Annotated in this window: 12 protein-coding genes; 3 read left to right on the top strand and 9 right to left on the bottom strand. The window is 74.5% G+C overall.

Features of this window, described 5'->3' with window-relative positions; genetic code table 11:
- The first annotated feature begins 183 nt into the window (after window positions 1-183).
- Window positions 184-1,074 carry a MerR family transcriptional regulator gene (locus MUU72_RS09355; protein WP_248012699.1) on the top strand — a complete coding sequence of 297 codons (891 nt, stop codon included), beginning with the start codon at window positions 184-186 and terminating at the stop codon, window positions 1,072-1,074.
- Here MUU72_RS09355 and MUU72_RS09350 read toward each other — a convergent pair.
- Together MUU72_RS09350 and MUU72_RS09345 are read right to left on the bottom strand one after the other, a co-directional pair.
- Window positions 1,040-2,173: a LysR family transcriptional regulator gene (locus MUU72_RS09350; RefSeq protein WP_248012698.1), complete on the bottom strand. Its 1,134-nt coding sequence runs from the start codon at window positions 2,171-2,173 to the stop codon at window positions 1,040-1,042. The genes MUU72_RS09355 and MUU72_RS09350 overlap by 35 nt on opposite strands.
- 355 nt (window positions 2,174-2,528) lie before the next feature.
- Window positions 2,529-4,037, bottom strand: coding sequence for an MFS transporter (locus MUU72_RS09345; protein WP_372503049.1), 1,509 nt, complete (start codon window positions 4,035-4,037; stop codon window positions 2,529-2,531).
- Between the two features lie 117 nt (window positions 4,038-4,154).
- Here MUU72_RS09345 and MUU72_RS09340 point away from each other — a divergent pair, with 117 nt between their 5' ends.
- Together MUU72_RS09340 and MUU72_RS09335 are read left to right on the top strand one after the other, a co-directional pair.
- The gene (locus MUU72_RS09340) at window positions 4,155-5,201 is read left to right on the top strand and encodes an Lrp/AsnC family transcriptional regulator (RefSeq protein ID WP_248012696.1); all 1,047 of its coding nucleotides are present in this window, start codon (window positions 4,155-4,157) and stop codon (window positions 5,199-5,201) included.
- On the top strand, window positions 5,198-5,920 hold the full coding sequence (locus tag MUU72_RS09335) for a rhomboid-like protein (RefSeq protein WP_248012695.1): 723 nt from the start codon (window positions 5,198-5,200) through the stop codon (window positions 5,918-5,920). The genes MUU72_RS09340 and MUU72_RS09335 overlap by 4 nt, the downstream gene beginning before the upstream one ends.
- Here the strand turns inward: MUU72_RS09335 and MUU72_RS09330 are convergent.
- The 7 genes from MUU72_RS09330 to MUU72_RS09300 all read right to left on the bottom strand — a co-directional run bounded on the left by MUU72_RS09330 (window position 5,911) and on the right by MUU72_RS09300 (window position 14,461).
- Window positions 5,911-6,735 carry an HAD family hydrolase gene (locus MUU72_RS09330; protein ID WP_248012694.1) on the bottom strand — a complete coding sequence of 275 codons (825 nt, stop codon included), beginning with the start codon at window positions 6,733-6,735 and terminating at the stop codon, window positions 5,911-5,913. The two genes, MUU72_RS09335 and MUU72_RS09330, sit on opposite strands and share 10 nt — an antisense overlap.
- A complete protein-coding gene (gene serS / locus MUU72_RS09325; protein WP_248012693.1) occupies window positions 6,732-8,021 on the bottom strand; it encodes a serine--tRNA ligase in 1,290 nt (429 codons plus the stop codon). Before serS ends, MUU72_RS09330 begins: the two co-directional genes overlap by 4 nt.
- 682 nt (window positions 8,022-8,703) lie before the next feature.
- Entirely contained in the window at window positions 8,704-9,630 is a 927-nt protein-coding gene (gene pheA / locus MUU72_RS09320) for a prephenate dehydratase (RefSeq protein WP_248012692.1), read from the bottom strand.
- A gap of 122 nt (window positions 9,631-9,752) precedes the next feature.
- Window positions 9,753-11,066: an iron uptake transporter deferrochelatase/peroxidase subunit gene (gene efeB, locus MUU72_RS09315; protein ID WP_248012691.1), complete on the bottom strand. Its 1,314-nt coding sequence runs from the start codon at window positions 11,064-11,066 to the stop codon at window positions 9,753-9,755.
- Entirely contained in the window at window positions 11,066-13,204 is a 2,139-nt protein-coding gene (locus MUU72_RS09310) for a copper resistance CopC/CopD family protein (RefSeq protein ID WP_248012814.1), read from the bottom strand. Before MUU72_RS09310 ends, efeB begins: the two co-directional genes overlap by 1 nt.
- Window positions 13,205-13,304: 100 nt before the next feature.
- Window positions 13,305-13,808, bottom strand: a complete 504-nt coding sequence (locus MUU72_RS09305) for a copper chaperone PCu(A)C (protein WP_248012690.1) — start codon at window positions 13,806-13,808, stop codon at window positions 13,305-13,307.
- Entirely contained in the window at window positions 13,805-14,461 is a 657-nt protein-coding gene (locus tag MUU72_RS09300; protein ID WP_248012689.1) for an SCO family protein, read from the bottom strand. The genes MUU72_RS09305 and MUU72_RS09300 overlap by 4 nt, the downstream gene beginning before the upstream one ends.
- Between the last annotated feature and the right edge of the window lie 74 nt (window positions 14,462-14,535).

Raw genomic sequence — 14,535 nt, 5'->3', positions numbered from 1 at the left:
GGGGCGCGCGGGGCGTGGCCCGGCGGGACCCTTGACTTCTCCCCGACCTAGCCCTTGATCTTGCCCCGCCCCGTTACCGTTCCCGACCCCCGACCCCGGCCCCGCCTCCGCCCCCGTTCCGCCCTTCACCTTCACCTTCACCTTGACCTTGACACTGTGGAAACCGCTCCACTGGAAGGCGTCATGTTCAGCATCGGAGATTTCGCCCGGTACGGCCGTGTCTCGGCCCGGATGCTGCGTCACTACGACGCGATCGGGCTGCTGCGGCCGGCCCGTACCGACCCTGTCACCGGCTACCGCTTCTACGCGGCGGCCCAGCTCTCGCGGCTCAACCGCGTCATCGCGCTCAAGGACCTCGGATTCAGCCTCCAGCAGGTGGCGGCGATCCTCGACGAGCAGGTGGACGCGGCGGAGCTGCGCGGGATGCTGCGGCTGCGGCGGGCGGAGCTGGCGACCGCGCGGGCCGCGGCCGACGCGCGGCTGGCCGAGGTCGAGGCGAGGCTCCGGACGATCGAGAGCGAGGGATGGATGTCCGCCGACGATGTGGTGCTCAAGAGCACGGAACCGGTCCTGCTGGCCGAACTGAGCGGGATCGCCGCGAGTTACGCCCCCGAGGACATCGGGCCGGTGATCACCCCGCTCTACGAGGAACTCGGGCGCCGGCTGAGGGCAGCCAGGGTGGCCCCGGCGGGGCCCGGGCTGGCGTACTACGAGGACGCCCCGGAGGGGGCGGGGGAGGGCGCCGGGACCGAGGGGCGGCCGGCGGGGGAGGCGGTCGTGGTGCACGCCGGGATCGTGGTCACCCAGGAGGCGCTGGGGAAGGCCGCCGCCGGCCCCAGCGCCGCCCCCTCCCCCGGCTTCGACGTCGTGACGCTCCCCGGGCTGGGCCTCGCCGCCACGGTCGTCCATAGGGGCCCGATGAGCCGGATCCTGCCGACCGAGCAGCACCTCGCGCGGTGGATCGACGACAACGGCTACCGCTCGGCCGGGTACGCCCGCGAGCTGTATCTGGAGTGTCCGGAGGACAAGGAGGAATGGGTCACCGAGATCCAGGAACCGGTCGCTCGGGCCTGACGACCCCGGCCCCACCCGGTGCCACCGCCCCGGCCCCACCCGGCGCCGCCCCGGCCGGATCCTCCTGCCCGCCGGTCAGCCACCGGTTCACGGTTTCCGCGAACTCCACCGCCGCCGGGCTGAGCGCCGCCCACTGCCGCACCGCCCAGCCGGTCGTCAGGGGCGGCAGCGCCGGGATCGGCACCAGCCGCAGGCCCGGATGCGCGGCCGTGGCCCGGTGGCCGGGGAGCCGGGGGAGGACGGCGGGGCCGACGCCGAGTTCGGCGAGGAGCAGCGCGGTGTCCCAGTCGGCGACGCTGGTGGCACTGGGCCCCGGCACCGCCTCCCTGGGCCCGGGCACCGCCCCCCTGGGCCCGGGCTGGGCCTCCCGGGGTGTCGGGGCCGCCTCCTCCGGCCCCGGCACCCCGGCGAACCCCTCCGCCCCGAGTGCCGGGCCGCCGTCCCGGTCGCCGAGGTGGCCGTCCCGGTGGCCGAGGTGGCCGTCCAGGCGCATGCGGGAGGTGGAGTTCTCCGGCAGCCGGATGAGGCGGAGGGCGGCGAGTTCGTCCGGTTCGACACGGTCGCGGGCGGCCAGCGGATCGTCGGCGCGGACCGCGAGCACCCACGGCAGGCCGATCACCGGGTGTTGCTCGATGCCCCGTACGGGCGGGCCGATGGTGATCCAGGCCAGCTCGGAGTCGCCGTCGGCGACCGCCTCGAAGCAGCGGCGGCTCGAACTCTCGGTGTGGAATTCCAGGTTGACCCGCGGGTGCCGCCCCCGGAAGGCCACCACCGCGTCGGACATGAAGTGCCGGACGGTGGTGGCACCGGTGGTGACGCGGACCGTGCCGCCGTCGCCCGCGCGCATGTCGGCCAGCCGGCGCAGCGCCAGGTCCAGGCCGCCGAGGCCGTCGGCGGCGGCGCGGTGCAGGATCCGGCCGGCGGGGGTCGGTGCCACCCCGCGCGGGAGGCGCTCCAACAGGCCGAGGCCCGCCTCCCGTTCGAGGCGCTTGACGCGCTGGCTGACGGCGGACTGGGTGCAGCCCAGGTCGCGGGCGACGGCGCTGAGGCTGCCCGCCTCGCACACGGCCACGAAGGCGCGGAGATCGTCGAGGGTCACCCCGCCACGCTAGTCCGCGCGGTCAGGACAACCCAAGCCGCTGCTAAGGGGTTTGGAAGGAAACCCGAGGATTGACTTGGGGGTGCCGCCCCGGGACGATCGTCACAGGGCCCAGGGCGGCAACCCGGAACCGTGGACGGCCGTACGGTTCCGGGTGCCGACCCGGCCCAACCGGCCCGGCCCAACCGGCCTGGCCCAACCGGCCCGGCCCTCAGGGCCGTTCAACCACCCCGGCCCCCCCGGACGCCCCCGCAGACAGGCCCTCCCGCCCGCGGGCAGGCCCCCGCGCCCAGCACACCCGGCGCACCAGGCACCCCCGGCGCACCCGGCGCACCCGGCGCACCAAGCCCACTCATCACACCGCTGCCTCCCGCACAGGCTCCCCCGCCCCCCGGGACCCTTCGGCCCCCCGGGCGGCGTCCGCCCCCTGGCCACCGCCCGGCCGGCCACCGCCCGGGCCCCGGCCGCCGCGGACCACCGCCAGGACCGGCAGGGCGGTGGCGAGCGCGACCACTCCGGAGACCAGGGCGATGTCGCGCAGGCCGTCGAGGTAACCGGCGGCGACGGCGGCCCGGCCGGTGCCGGCGTGCCGCAGGGCGTCGCCGAAGACCGTGCCCAGGACGGCGATGCCGAAGGCGAAGCCCAGCTGGCGGAAGGTGTTCACCGCGCCGCTCGCCATCCCGGCGCGCTCCGGGGGCGCGGCGCCCAGGGCCGCCGACACCAGGACCGGCATGGCCGCGCCGACCCCGAGGCCGCTGACCGCCAGGCCGGGCACCAGGGCGGGCCAGTCCGCGCCGGTGCGCAGCAGCGCGACGTGCAGCAGCCCGCCCGCGCCGATCAGCAGCAGCCCGACGCCCAGCGGGAGCTGCGGCCGCATCCGCTGGAGCAGCCGGCCGCCGAACACGCCGACCAGCAGCGACATCAGCGCCAGCGGGGTCGCCGCCAGACCGGCCCCGATCGGCGACATCCCGAGCACGTTCTGCGCCCACAGGCCCACGAACGTCAGGTACGGGAAGGCCGCCGCCTGCATCAGCAGCGCCGCCGCCATCAGGACCGCGAACGAGGGCCGGCGCAGCAGCCGCAGGTCGAGCAGCGGGCGGGCGGTGCGCCGTTCCACCGCGACGAAGACCAGGAGGGCGAGGACCGCGACGGCCAGCGTGGCCAGCGTCCCGGTCCCGGTCCAGCCGTGGTCGCCGCCGCGCATCAGCCCGTACGTCAGCGCGCCCGCGCACACCGTGAAGCAGGCGGCGCCCGGCCAGTCGATCCGCGCCCCGCGGTCGCCGTACGACTCGCCGAGGTGGCGCAGGGTCAGCCGGACCGCGACGGCCGTCAGTGGCAGGTTGACCAGGAAGATCGCCCGCCAGTCGGCCCACTCGGTGAGCACCCCGCCGAGGACCGGGCCGACGGCGGCCGCGGCACCGCTGGTGCCGCCCCAGACGCCGAACGCCACACCGCGGTCGCGGCCCTGGTAGGCGGCCATCAGCAGCGGGGTGTTGGTGGCGAACATGGCCGCCGCCCCGATGCCCTGGACGGCCCGCGCCGCGACCAGTACGTCCGCGCCGGGGGCCAGCCCGCAGGCCAGCGAGGCGAGCGCGAAGAGCGCCAGCCCGGCGACGTAGAGCCGGCGGCGGCCGAAGAGGTCGGCTGCCGAACCGGCGACCATCAGCAGCGCGGCCAGCGCCAGCGCGTAGCTGTCCATCACCCACTGGAGGGAGGTGAAGGAGGCCCCCAGGCTGTCGGCCATCCTGGGCAGCGCGGTGTTCACGATGGTCACATCGACCAGCAGCATGAAGTTGCCGAGGGTGATGGCGACCAGGGGCCACCATTTGCCGCGCCCGTTCCCGGGTGCGTACCACATGATCATTTCCTCCGTCGGGTGAGGGGTGGGGGTGTTCGTCGGCCCACCTTCCGGGAGGCGGCATCCGCTTCCCCAGCCACGGCGCTCCCGGCGGCGGAATCCGACACGGGTTAGCCTCCAACGGTGAAAACCGACGGACCCGCCGGCGCCCCCGCCCTCTTCGACGACCTCGACCGCCGGATCATCCACGCCCTCCAGACCGACGGCCGGGCACCGTTCAGCCGGATCGCCGAGGTGCTCGGCGTCTCCGACCAGACCGTCGCCCGGCGCTACACCCGGCACCGCGGCTCCGGCGCGTTCCGGGTGCTGGGGCTGGCCGAGCCGCGGGCGCTGGGCGAGGTGGAGTGGATGGTGCGGGTGCAGTGCACGCCGGACGCCGCGCTGCCGGTCGCCGAGGCGCTGGCCCGCCGCCCGGACACCGCCTGGGTCAGCCTGATGTCCGGCGGTACCGAGATCGCCGCGATCTGCCGGGCGGCCAGCAGCGAGCACAGCGACGCGCTGCTGCTCCAGAAGCTGCCGCGCACCCCGAGCGTGGTCGGGGTGGCCGCGCACTGCCTGCTGCACGAGTTCTACGGCGGCCCGCAGAGCGTGGTCAGCAAGTCCGGGGCGCTGACCGCCGGGGAGACCGCCCGGCTCGGCACCGGATCCCCGGGCCGCCGGGCCGGTGCCGGTCCGGGCGGGCCCCACGAGCCCTTCGTGCTCTCCGACGCCGAGCGGCGGCTGTTCGAGGTGCTCGGCCGGGACGGCCGGGCCCCGCTGGCCGAACTCGCCGCGGCCACCGGCTGGTCGCCGACCACGGTCCGCCGCCGGCTGGAGGCCCTGCGGGCGGACGGCGTCCTGTACTACGACGTCGACTACGACATGCGGAAGTTCGGGTACGGGGTGATGGTGGCGCTGTGGCTGTCCGTCGCGCCGGCCGAACTCGCCGCCACCGGCGAGGCGCTGGCGGCCCACCCGGAGGTCGCCTTCGCCGGTGCCACCACCGGGCCGCACAACCTCTTCGCGTCCGTCCTGTGCCGGGACACCGCCGCGCTCTACACCTACCTGACGACCCGGGTCGCGGCGCTGCCGGGCGTGCGGACGATGGAGAGTTCGCCCCGCATCCGGCACCTCAAGGGCCCCGGCCCGTACCTGGTGCCCGCACCGGCCGGTCCCCGGGGCCGGCGATGACACCGCCGCCGGGCGTCCTGCTGGGCCGGGCGTGCGCCGGGGTGCGGTCCTGGGTGCGGTCGTCGCCCGGCACCCACATCTGGCTGCTGATCATCGGCATCACCAGTCTGGTGATCGCCTCCGCCTCGGAGGGCCTGGAGCAGTTCCTGCTGCACCGCACCAGCAGCAACATCCACGAGCTGAACGCGCATCCGCTGCCCGCCCTGCTGATCTCCGGCTTCTGGATCGAGCACCCGGGCTCGTTCCTGCTGTACGCGGTGATGTTCGAGCTGGTGCACGCCAACGTCGAGCGGTGGCTGGGCAGTTGGCGCTGGCTGCTGACCGTCGGCGCGGCCCACGTCGCGGCGACGCTGGCCAGCCAGGAACTGGTGCTGCTGGCCATCGAGGGCCACCGGCTGCCGCGTTCGATGACCCATGTCGTGGACATCGGCGTCTCCTACGGGCTGGCCGCCGCGGCCGGGGTGCTGACCTACCGGCTGCCGCCGCCCTGGCGCTACGGCTACCTGGTGGGCCTGCTGGTCTTCTTCGGGGTGCCGCTGGTGACCGGCGCGACCTTCACCGACTTCGGCCACGCCATAGCGCTGACCATGGGGTTCGCGGCCTGGCCGCTGACCCCGTCCGGGCGTGGGCCCGGCCCGGAGGACGCGGGCGCCGGGGAGGGGGAGGCGGACGGCGACGGTGCGGACACCGGGCCGCCGCCCGCGGGCGGTCAGGGGTAGAGCCGCTCCAGGACGGCGGCGACCCCGTCGTCCTCGTTGGAGGCGGTGATCTCGTCGGCGACGGCCTTCAGCTCGTCATGGGCGTTGGCCATCGCCACACCGCGCGCGGCCCAGGCGAACATCGGCACGTCGTTGGGCATGTCGCCGAACGCCAGGGTCTCCTTGGCGGTGATGCCCAGGCGGCGGGCGGCCAGCGAGAGTCCGGTGGCCTTGGTCAGGCCGAGCGGCAGCAGCTCGACGACGCCGGGACCGGCGACCATCACACCGACCAGATCGCCGGCGACCTGGCGGGCGGCCCGGGCCAGCGCGTCGTCGTCCAGCGCCGGGTGCTGGATGTAGACCTTGTTGAGCGGCGCGGCCCACAGCTGGCCGGGGTCGTCCATCAGGACGCTGGGCAGCGGACCGTCCTGGACGCGGTAGCCGGGGCCGACCAGCACCTCGCCCGCCAGGCCGTCCCGGCTCGCCGCCAGCAGCAGCGGGCCGACCTCGGCCTCGATCTTGGACAGCGCCAGCCCGGCCAGCTGGCGGTCGAGGGTCACCGACGTCAGCAGCCGGTGCTCGCCCGCGTGGTAGACCTGCGCGCCCTGCCCGCACACGGCCAGACCGCGGTAGTCCAGGGCGTCGAGGATGTGCCGGGTCCAGGGCACCGCGCGGCCGGTGACGACGATGTGCGCGGCGCCCGCCGCGGTGGCCGCGGCGAGCGCCCGGCGGGTGCGCTCGGAGACCGTCTCGTCGTGGCGCAGCAGCGTCCCGTCGAGGTCGGTCGCGATGAGCTTGTACGGCAGCGGCGCGCCGGCCGGCGGTGAGTCCGTCACTTGGCGACGGGCTCCAGCACCTCGCGGCCGCCCAGGTAGGGGCGCAGCACCTCGGGGACGCGGACCGAGCCGTCCGGCCGCTGGTGGTTCTCCAGGATCGCCACGATGGTGCGCGGGACGGCGCACAGGGTGCCGTTGAGCGTCGCCAGCGGGCGGACCTTGGCCTTGCCGTCGGTGGTCTCGCGCATCCGGACCGAGAGGCGGCGGGCCTGGAACTCGTTGCAGTTGGACGCCGAGGTCAGCTCGCGGTACTTGCCCTGGGTGGGGATCCACGCCTCGCAGTCGAACTTGCGGGAGGCGGACGCGCCCAGGTCGCCGGTGGCGACGTCGATCACCTGGAACGGCAGCTCCAGGCCGGTCAGCCACTGCTTCTCCCACTCCAGCAGCCGCCGGTGCTCGGCCTCGGCGTCCTCCGGCGCGACGTAGGAGAACATCTCCACCTTGTCGAACTGGTGGACCCGGAAGATGCCCCGGGTGTCCTTGCCGTAGGTGCCGGCCTCGCGGCGGTAGCACGGCGAGAAGCCGGCGTAGCGCAGCGGCAGCTGCTCGGCGTCCACGATCTCGTCCATGTGGTACGCGGCGAGCGGGACCTCGGAGGTGCCGACGAGGTAGTAGTCGTCGCGCTCCAGGTAGTAGACGTTCTCGGCGGCCTGGCCGAGGAAGCCGGTGCCCTCCATGGCGCGCGGGCGGACCAGTGCGGGGGTCAGCATCGGCGTGAAGCCGGCCGCGGTGGCCTGCGCGATCGCGGCGTTGACCAGCGCCAGCTCCAGCAGGGCGCCGACGCCGGTGAGGTAGTAGAAGCGGGAGCCGGAGACCTTGGCGCCGCGCTCGACGTCGATCGCGCCGAGCAGCTCGCCGATCTCCAGGTGGTCCTTCGGCTCGAAGCCCTCGGCGGCGAAGTCGCGGACGGTGCCGTGCGTCTCCAGGACCGTGAAGTCCTCCTCGCCGCCCACCGGGACGTCGGGGTGGACGAGGTTGCCGAGCTTGAGCAGCAGGGCCTGGGTCTCCTCCTTGGCCTCGTCCTGCTCGGCGTCGGCGGCCTTGACCGCGGCGGCCAGTTCGCCGGCCTTCTTCAGCAGCTCGGCCTTCTCCTCGCCGGCGGCCTTGGGGATGCGCTTGCCGAGCGCCTTCTGCTCGGCGCGCAGCTCGTCGAAGCGGACGCCGGACGACCTGCGCCGCTCGTCGGCGGAGAGGAGTGCGTCGACGAGTGCGACGTCCTCTCCACGGGCGCGCTGGGAGGCGCGCACACGGTCGGGGTCCTCACGAAGCAGGCGAAGGTCAATCACCCCACCAGGCTACCGGGGCCGGGGCCGGGCCTCGACGCCCTCTTCGCGGGTACGCCCATTTGCCCGTTTTGGGGTTGTTTATTCCATGTCGGGGAATCGGACTCCCGGAGCTCTTCCCGGCCGGTCACCGTAACGGATGGTGAGGTCCTCCGGAATTGCCGGGCGGTGCCGCGAAAAGGGCGTGCGCGGCGGCGGACCGCGGATTCGGCGGCCCGTCCACGGTGCCGTACCCAGGTTTTCCCCTGGGTTGTCCACAGGAGGGAGAGCTTCCGGCTTTCTTGTCCACAGGCTGTGTGTGAGTTCTGTGGAAGCCGGAATTGATCATTCTGTGCCCGAAATGCTCGCCTCCGGATTCTCCGGCCAAACCCCGTTCACGCACTCTTTCGTGTGGGATTACCTCGCCCTAAAGGATTGATCGGAGGAATTGTGCTGACGGCACCCCCAGTGATCCACTGTGGGTAACTGTGGACGGATCTGAGATCTCTAGGGCTATATGTCGACTCTGTCCGACTCGCATGTCGACTTACCCACAGGTCGAGAACCGAGCCTGTGGATAACTTTGTGGACAACCGCGGCGGCCGCCGGCGGCGCGCCGCGGAGCCGCGCCCCGGCTCCCGCAGAAGACGCAGGTCACAGCCCGTAACCCGAGGGGCAGGGCACCGCCGCCCGCCGGGCGGCCCGCTCAGCCCCGCCCGTCCAGGCAGCGCGCCAGCCAGTCGGACGCCTCGGTGAAGGCGGTATCCGTCACCTGCGGCCGGACATTCGCACTGACCTCGTCCGCCCGCGGGTACGAGCCGAGGAACCGCACATCGCGGCAGACCCGCTTCAGGCCCATCAGGACCTCGCCCACCCGCCGGTCGGTGACATGGCCCTCGCAGTCCACCGAGAAGCAGTAGCGGCCGATGCCCTCACCGGTCGGCCGGGACTCGATCCGCATCATGTTGACCCCACGCACCGCGTACTCCTGGAGCAGCTCCAGCAGCGCACCGGGGTGGTCGGCGGCCAGCCACAGCACCACCGAGGTCTTGTCCGCGCCGGTGGGCGCCGCGGGCCGGGCCGGGCGGCCGACCAGGACGAAGCGGGTGGCCGCGTTCTGCGCGTCGTGGATGCCGGTGACCAGCGGCGTGAGCCCGTACGTGGCCGCCGCGAACTCCCCGGCGAACGCACCGTCGTAGCGGCCCTCCTGCACCAGCCGCGCACCGTCCGCGTTGGAGGCCGCCGACTCCCAGACCGCTTCGGGGAGTTGGGCCGCCAGCCACTTGCGGACCTGCGGCTGGGCGACCGGGTGGCCGGTCACCGTCTTGACGTCGGACAGCTCGGTGCCCGGGCGGACCAGCAGGGCGAAGGCGATCGGCAGCAGCACCTCGCGGTAGATCATCAGCGGTTCGCCGGAGGCCAGTTCGTCGAGGGTGGTGGTCACCCCGCCCTCGACGGAGTTCTCGATCGGCACCAGCGCCGCGGCGGCCTCCCCGGCCCGTACGGCGTCCAGCGCGGCGGGCACCGACACCATCGGCACCAGCTCCCGGGTCGCCGCCTCCGGAAGGGTGCGCAGCGCCGCCTCCGTGAAGGTGCCCACGGGACCGAGGTAGGTATAGCGACTGGCCGACATGGAGTGGACTCCCTCACGTGCCTGCGGGAGCATCCCGCCGAATTCCGCCCTGCCCTGCCACGATACCGAGCGGCCCGGCGGCCGGTGGCCGCGTTCCACAGGGCGGTACCGGGCCCGCCGGCTCACCCCTCCAGCAGCGGCTGGGCCACGTAGTCGCCGGGCGACGGGGCCGGCGGCACCGCGTACAGGCCGCTGGCCTCGTGCCGCAGGAACGGCGACAGGGCGTCCCCGCGGTCCAGCTTCCGCTGGATCTGGGTGAAGGCCCGCAGCGGATCGGCCTGCCAGCAGATGAAGAGCAGCCCGGCGTCCGGGGCGCCGTCGTCCCGGAAGCCGTCGTGGAAGGAGAACGGGCGGCGCAGCATCGCCGCGCCCTGGTTGGCCTCCGGGGCGGCGATCCGGGCGTGCGCGTTGGCCGGGATCACCGGGAGGCCGTCGGGGCCGGTGGCGTCCAGCTTCATCGGGGTCGTCTCGGTGCCGCCGGTCAGCGGGGCTCCGTCGTCCTTGCGCCGGCCTATGACCCGCTCCTGCTCGGTGCGGGAGCGCTTCTCCCAGTCGTCCAGCAGCATCCGGATCCGCCGCACCACGGCGTACGAGCCGCCGCGCATCCACTCCTGCGGCGTCTTCGGCCCCACGAAGATCCGCCGGTCGAAGTCCGGGTCGGACGGCTTGGGGTTGTTGGTGCCGTCGATCTGGCCCATGAGGTTGCGGGCGGTCATCGGGTGCGCGGTGGCGCCCGGGGTGCGGTTGAAGCCGTTCATCTGCCAGCGCAGCCGGGCGGTGTCCGCGGCCTCCTTCTGGAGCGCGCGCAGCGCGTGGAAGGCGACCAGGGCGTCGTCGGCGCCGATCTGGAGCCACAGGTCGCCGTTGCTGCGCCGGGGGTCGAGGGCGTCGGCGGAGAAGTCCGGCAGCGGGTCGAGCTGGGCCGGGCGGCGGGCGGCCAGCCCGGTCCGGTCGAAGAAGCTGTGGCCCAGGCCGAAGGTGACGGTCAGCGAGGACGGGCCGGCGTCCCGCGCCACCGCGGTGTCGTCGGCCGGGGCGCGCCCGGCCATCAGCTCCTGGGCCGTCCGCGACCAGCGGCGCAGCAGGGCGGCGGCCTCCTTGCGGCCGGCGCCGGGCGCCAGGTCGAAGGCGGCCAGGTGGCCGCGGGCCTGGAGGGGGGTGGTGATGCCCGCCTGGTGCTTGCCGCCCGCGGCCCGGAACGGGACCTCGGTCGAGCCCAGCGCGGTCAGCGGCTCGGGGGCGTCCCCCCGCGCGGCCGTGGCGCCGAGCGCGCCGCCGGCCCCGCCGAGGACCAGCCCGGCGGCGCCGGCCGCGCCGACCGTCCCCAGGAGCCGGCGGCGGGAGACCTCCAGGGTGGGCGCGGCGGCGTCCCCGGGGGCCGGGCCGTCCTGCGGGCCCGGGGCGGTGTCCTTGGTGGTGTCGGTCTGCTTGCTCATCAGTTGATCGTCACGTTCCTGGTCTCGGTCACCTGGTCGAAGTCGGAGGTCCGCACGAGCAGCGAGAGCTGCCACCGCCCCGGTACCGGGAGCTGGACGCCGCTCGCGCTCCAGTGGCCGGTCCCGGTGTGCCGGAGGGCGACCGGCAGCGGGCCCAGCTTCTTCGCGGCGAGGGTGAAGCTCACCTTCACCTCGGGTACGTCGCGGGTCCGGCCCGACGGGTCGGCGATCCGCACCCGCAGCTCGTTGCCGCCGCCGCTGTGCCCGGGGTCGAGGTCCAGCCGGGCGGTGCCCTTGCCGCCGGGGCCGCCGGTGTCGAACGGGACGGTCAGCACGCGCGGCTGGTTGGCGCCGGGTGACCGGCCGGCCGACGCGGCCCGGACCGCGGCCTCGGTGCGGGCCGGTTCGGTGGTGGTCAGGGCGGTGGCCACCGCGAGCAGCACCACCGCGATCGCGGCCTCGGCCAGCACGGACCGGCGCAGCCCCCGCCGCACCGGGTCGGCGTCCCGGACCCGCTTCTTCCGGGCGGTGGCCAGCGCGGCCCGCTGACGGGCGAGCTGCGCGGCCCGGACGGGGTCGGCGGGGGCCGGGTCCGGAGCGGTGTCCGGGGCGGCGGCGGGCGCGTCCGGGGAGGCCGCCGAGGGGTCCGGGTCGGCGACCGCCACGGGGGCGTCCGGCCCGGCGGACCCTGCCGCGGGCACGGCCGCCCGCGCCGCCGACGAGCCCTCCCCGGCGGCGTCCTGCGCCACCGCCGCACCCGGCTCGGCCGCACCCGGCTCGGCCGCACCCGACTCCACCGCGCCCGCCGCGGCCGTGCCCGCCTTCGCCGCGTCCGTGCCGGAGTTCACCGCCTCCGTACCGGCGTCCGCCAGCTTGCCCGTCCACCGCCGGGACAGCCCGGCGACGGCCACCAGCACCACCACCAGGCCCACCTTGACCAGCAGCAGCCGCCCGTAGGCGGTGGAGGTCAGGGCACTCCAGGAGCCGACCTGCCGCCAGGACTGGTACGTACCGGTGGCCACCAGGACCAGGACGGACCCGAAGGCCACCCGGGAGAAGCGGCGCACCGCGGCCCGTTCGACCGGCGGGCCCCCATAGAGGGAGACCAGCAGCGCCGCGAGACCGCCGAGCCAGCCGGCGACCGCGAGCAGGTGCAGCACGTCGGCCGGCATGGCCACGGCCGGCTGGAGGCCGGTGGAGGCGTGTTCGGCCATCGCCCAGGTCGCGGCGAGCCCGGTGGCCACCACCGCACCGCCGATCCCCAGCCCGAGGCCGAGGTCCCTGCGCCGCCCGGCGGCGCCGTCCCCGGCCGCGTCCGCGGCACCGTCCCCCGCGCCCCCGTGCGCCTGCGCCCGGGCGTACGCGCCGAAGAGCACCGCCAGGAACAGCGCCGCCGCGGCGAGCAGCAGCAGCCGGGAGACCAGCGCGGCGCCCGGTTTGGTCAGCAGCACCTGCTGGAGCCCGCCGAGGTCGAGGACGTCGGCGAGCTTCCCCGACCCGGTGTACGGGGTGCGCAGCAGCAGCATCGCCACCGTCGCGCCGGTCAGCACCGCCCAGCCGCGGACCACCAGCCGCTGCACCGACCGCACCCGGGAGGCGGCCGGCCGGCAGGCCACCACGAACGCCGAACCGCCGACCAGCAGCGCGAAGCCCGCGTACGCCAGATAGCGGGCGATCTCGTAGAGCGCGCCCACCGGGCCGCCGCCGGCCTCCTGCTGGGGCAGCGGCGCGGTGGTACTGGAGGGCGCCCCGATGGAGAAGGTGAAGGCGCCGGAGACCGGGTGGCTGTCCGCCGAGACGGCCTGCCAGGCGACGGTGTACGTCCCGTCGGGCAGTCCCGGCGGCAGCCCCGCACCGTACTTGACGACGCTGCCGCTGCACAGGTTGCGCAGCGTGCCGCGGTCCACCCGTTTGCCGTGCGGGTCCAGGACGCGCAGCGAGTCGTCGCCCATCGCCACGCCCTCGGAGAAGGTGAGCGTCACCTGCTCGGGGGCGTGCGCCACCACCGCACCCTGTGCGGGGTCGCTGCCGGTCAGCGCGGCGTGCGCGGCGGCCGGCGCGGCGCCCGCGGCCAGCGCGCCGAAGAGCACCGCCGCGACGACCAGCAGCCGCAGCGGCCGGAAGCCGGTGAGGGCCATGGTGTTCGCTCCCCTTCCCGTCGGCATGAGGTGTCCGTTTCTTCCACCGGGCCCGTCGCCGGGCCCCTCTCTCACGGTGTCCGCGGTGCGGCGGAGACCGTCACTTCCCGGGCCGGTAGTCCGCGGGCTTGACCGGGACCTCGACCGTGACCGGGTCGGCCGTGGCGAAGTGCAGTTCGACGGTGACCTTCTGGCCCGCGGTGGGCTTGCGGGTCAGGCCCATGAACATCAGGTGGTTGCCGCCGGCGCGGAGCGTCAGCTCCCCGTTGGCGGGCACCGGCAGGGAGTCGACCTGCTCCATCTTGTTGCCGGTGGTCTTGTGCAGGGTGATGTCCTTGGACAGGTCGCTGGTGACCGAGGTCAGCTTGTCGGCCGTGGAGCCGGTGTTCTTCACCACGAAGTAGGCGCCGGCCATGTCCTGGGTGACCGGCTGCGGCATGTAGGCGCCGCTGACCGAGAGCCGGGGCTTGCCGTCGCCGTGGCCGTCGCCGCCGCCACCGCAGCCGGCCAGGGCGAGACCGGCGGTGAGGGCGAGCGCGGAGCCGATGGCCGTCCGGCGGCTGACGGGGGTGCGGCGGGTGCGGGGGGCGGTGCGGCGGGTCACGGGTTCTGTCCCTTGATGATCTTCGGAAGTGCGGTCGTGTAGTTGTCGGAGGTGGCCTCCTGCATCCCCATCCAGTGGACCTTGTCGTCCTTGGGGGAGCTGAGGAGCACCTGCGCGCCGTGGGTGGAGACCACGTCGCCGTTCTTCTTCCTGACCGGCGCCTCGATCCCGATGTTCACGCTGCGGGCGGCCCGCTGGATGGTCGGGAACGGGCCGGTGAGCCCCACGAAGTCCTTGTCGATGCCGCCGAGCCACTTCTTGAGCTGGGCCGGGGTGTCGCGCTCGGGGTCGGAGGTCACGAAGACCACCCGCAGGTCGTCCTGCTCGGCCTTGGGCAGCTGCTTCACCGCCACCGCGATGTTCGCCATCGTGGTCGGGCAGACGTCGGGGCAGTTGGTGTAGCCGAAGTAGATCAGCGTCGGGTGGCCCTTGGTCTTCTCCAGCAGGTCGTAGGGCTTGCCGTCGGAGTCGGTCAGGGCCAGGTCCGGCTTCTCCATCGGGGTGTCGAGGGTGACGATCGGCTTGGCCGCCGTCCCCCCGGAGACCTCGGCGGCGGGCTGGTCGGCGTCGCCGCCGCTGCCGCAGGCGGTCAGGGTGAGGCCGAGGGCGGCGGCCGCCCCCAGGGCGGACACCAGGAGTTTTCTTCTACGCATGACGGATATGTCCCGTTGTTTCAAGGCGTGGTGCCGGTTCGTATCGGGTCGGTCAGAGGTGGATCAGCGGTGGT

Source organism: Streptomyces rhizoryzae, from assembly GCF_023155275.1.
Classification (GTDB): Bacteria; Actinomycetota; Actinomycetes; order Streptomycetales; family Streptomycetaceae; genus Streptomyces; species Streptomyces rhizoryzae.
Note: the sequence above shows the minus strand (reverse complement) of the source record. Positions and strands in the feature narration are given on the sequence as shown.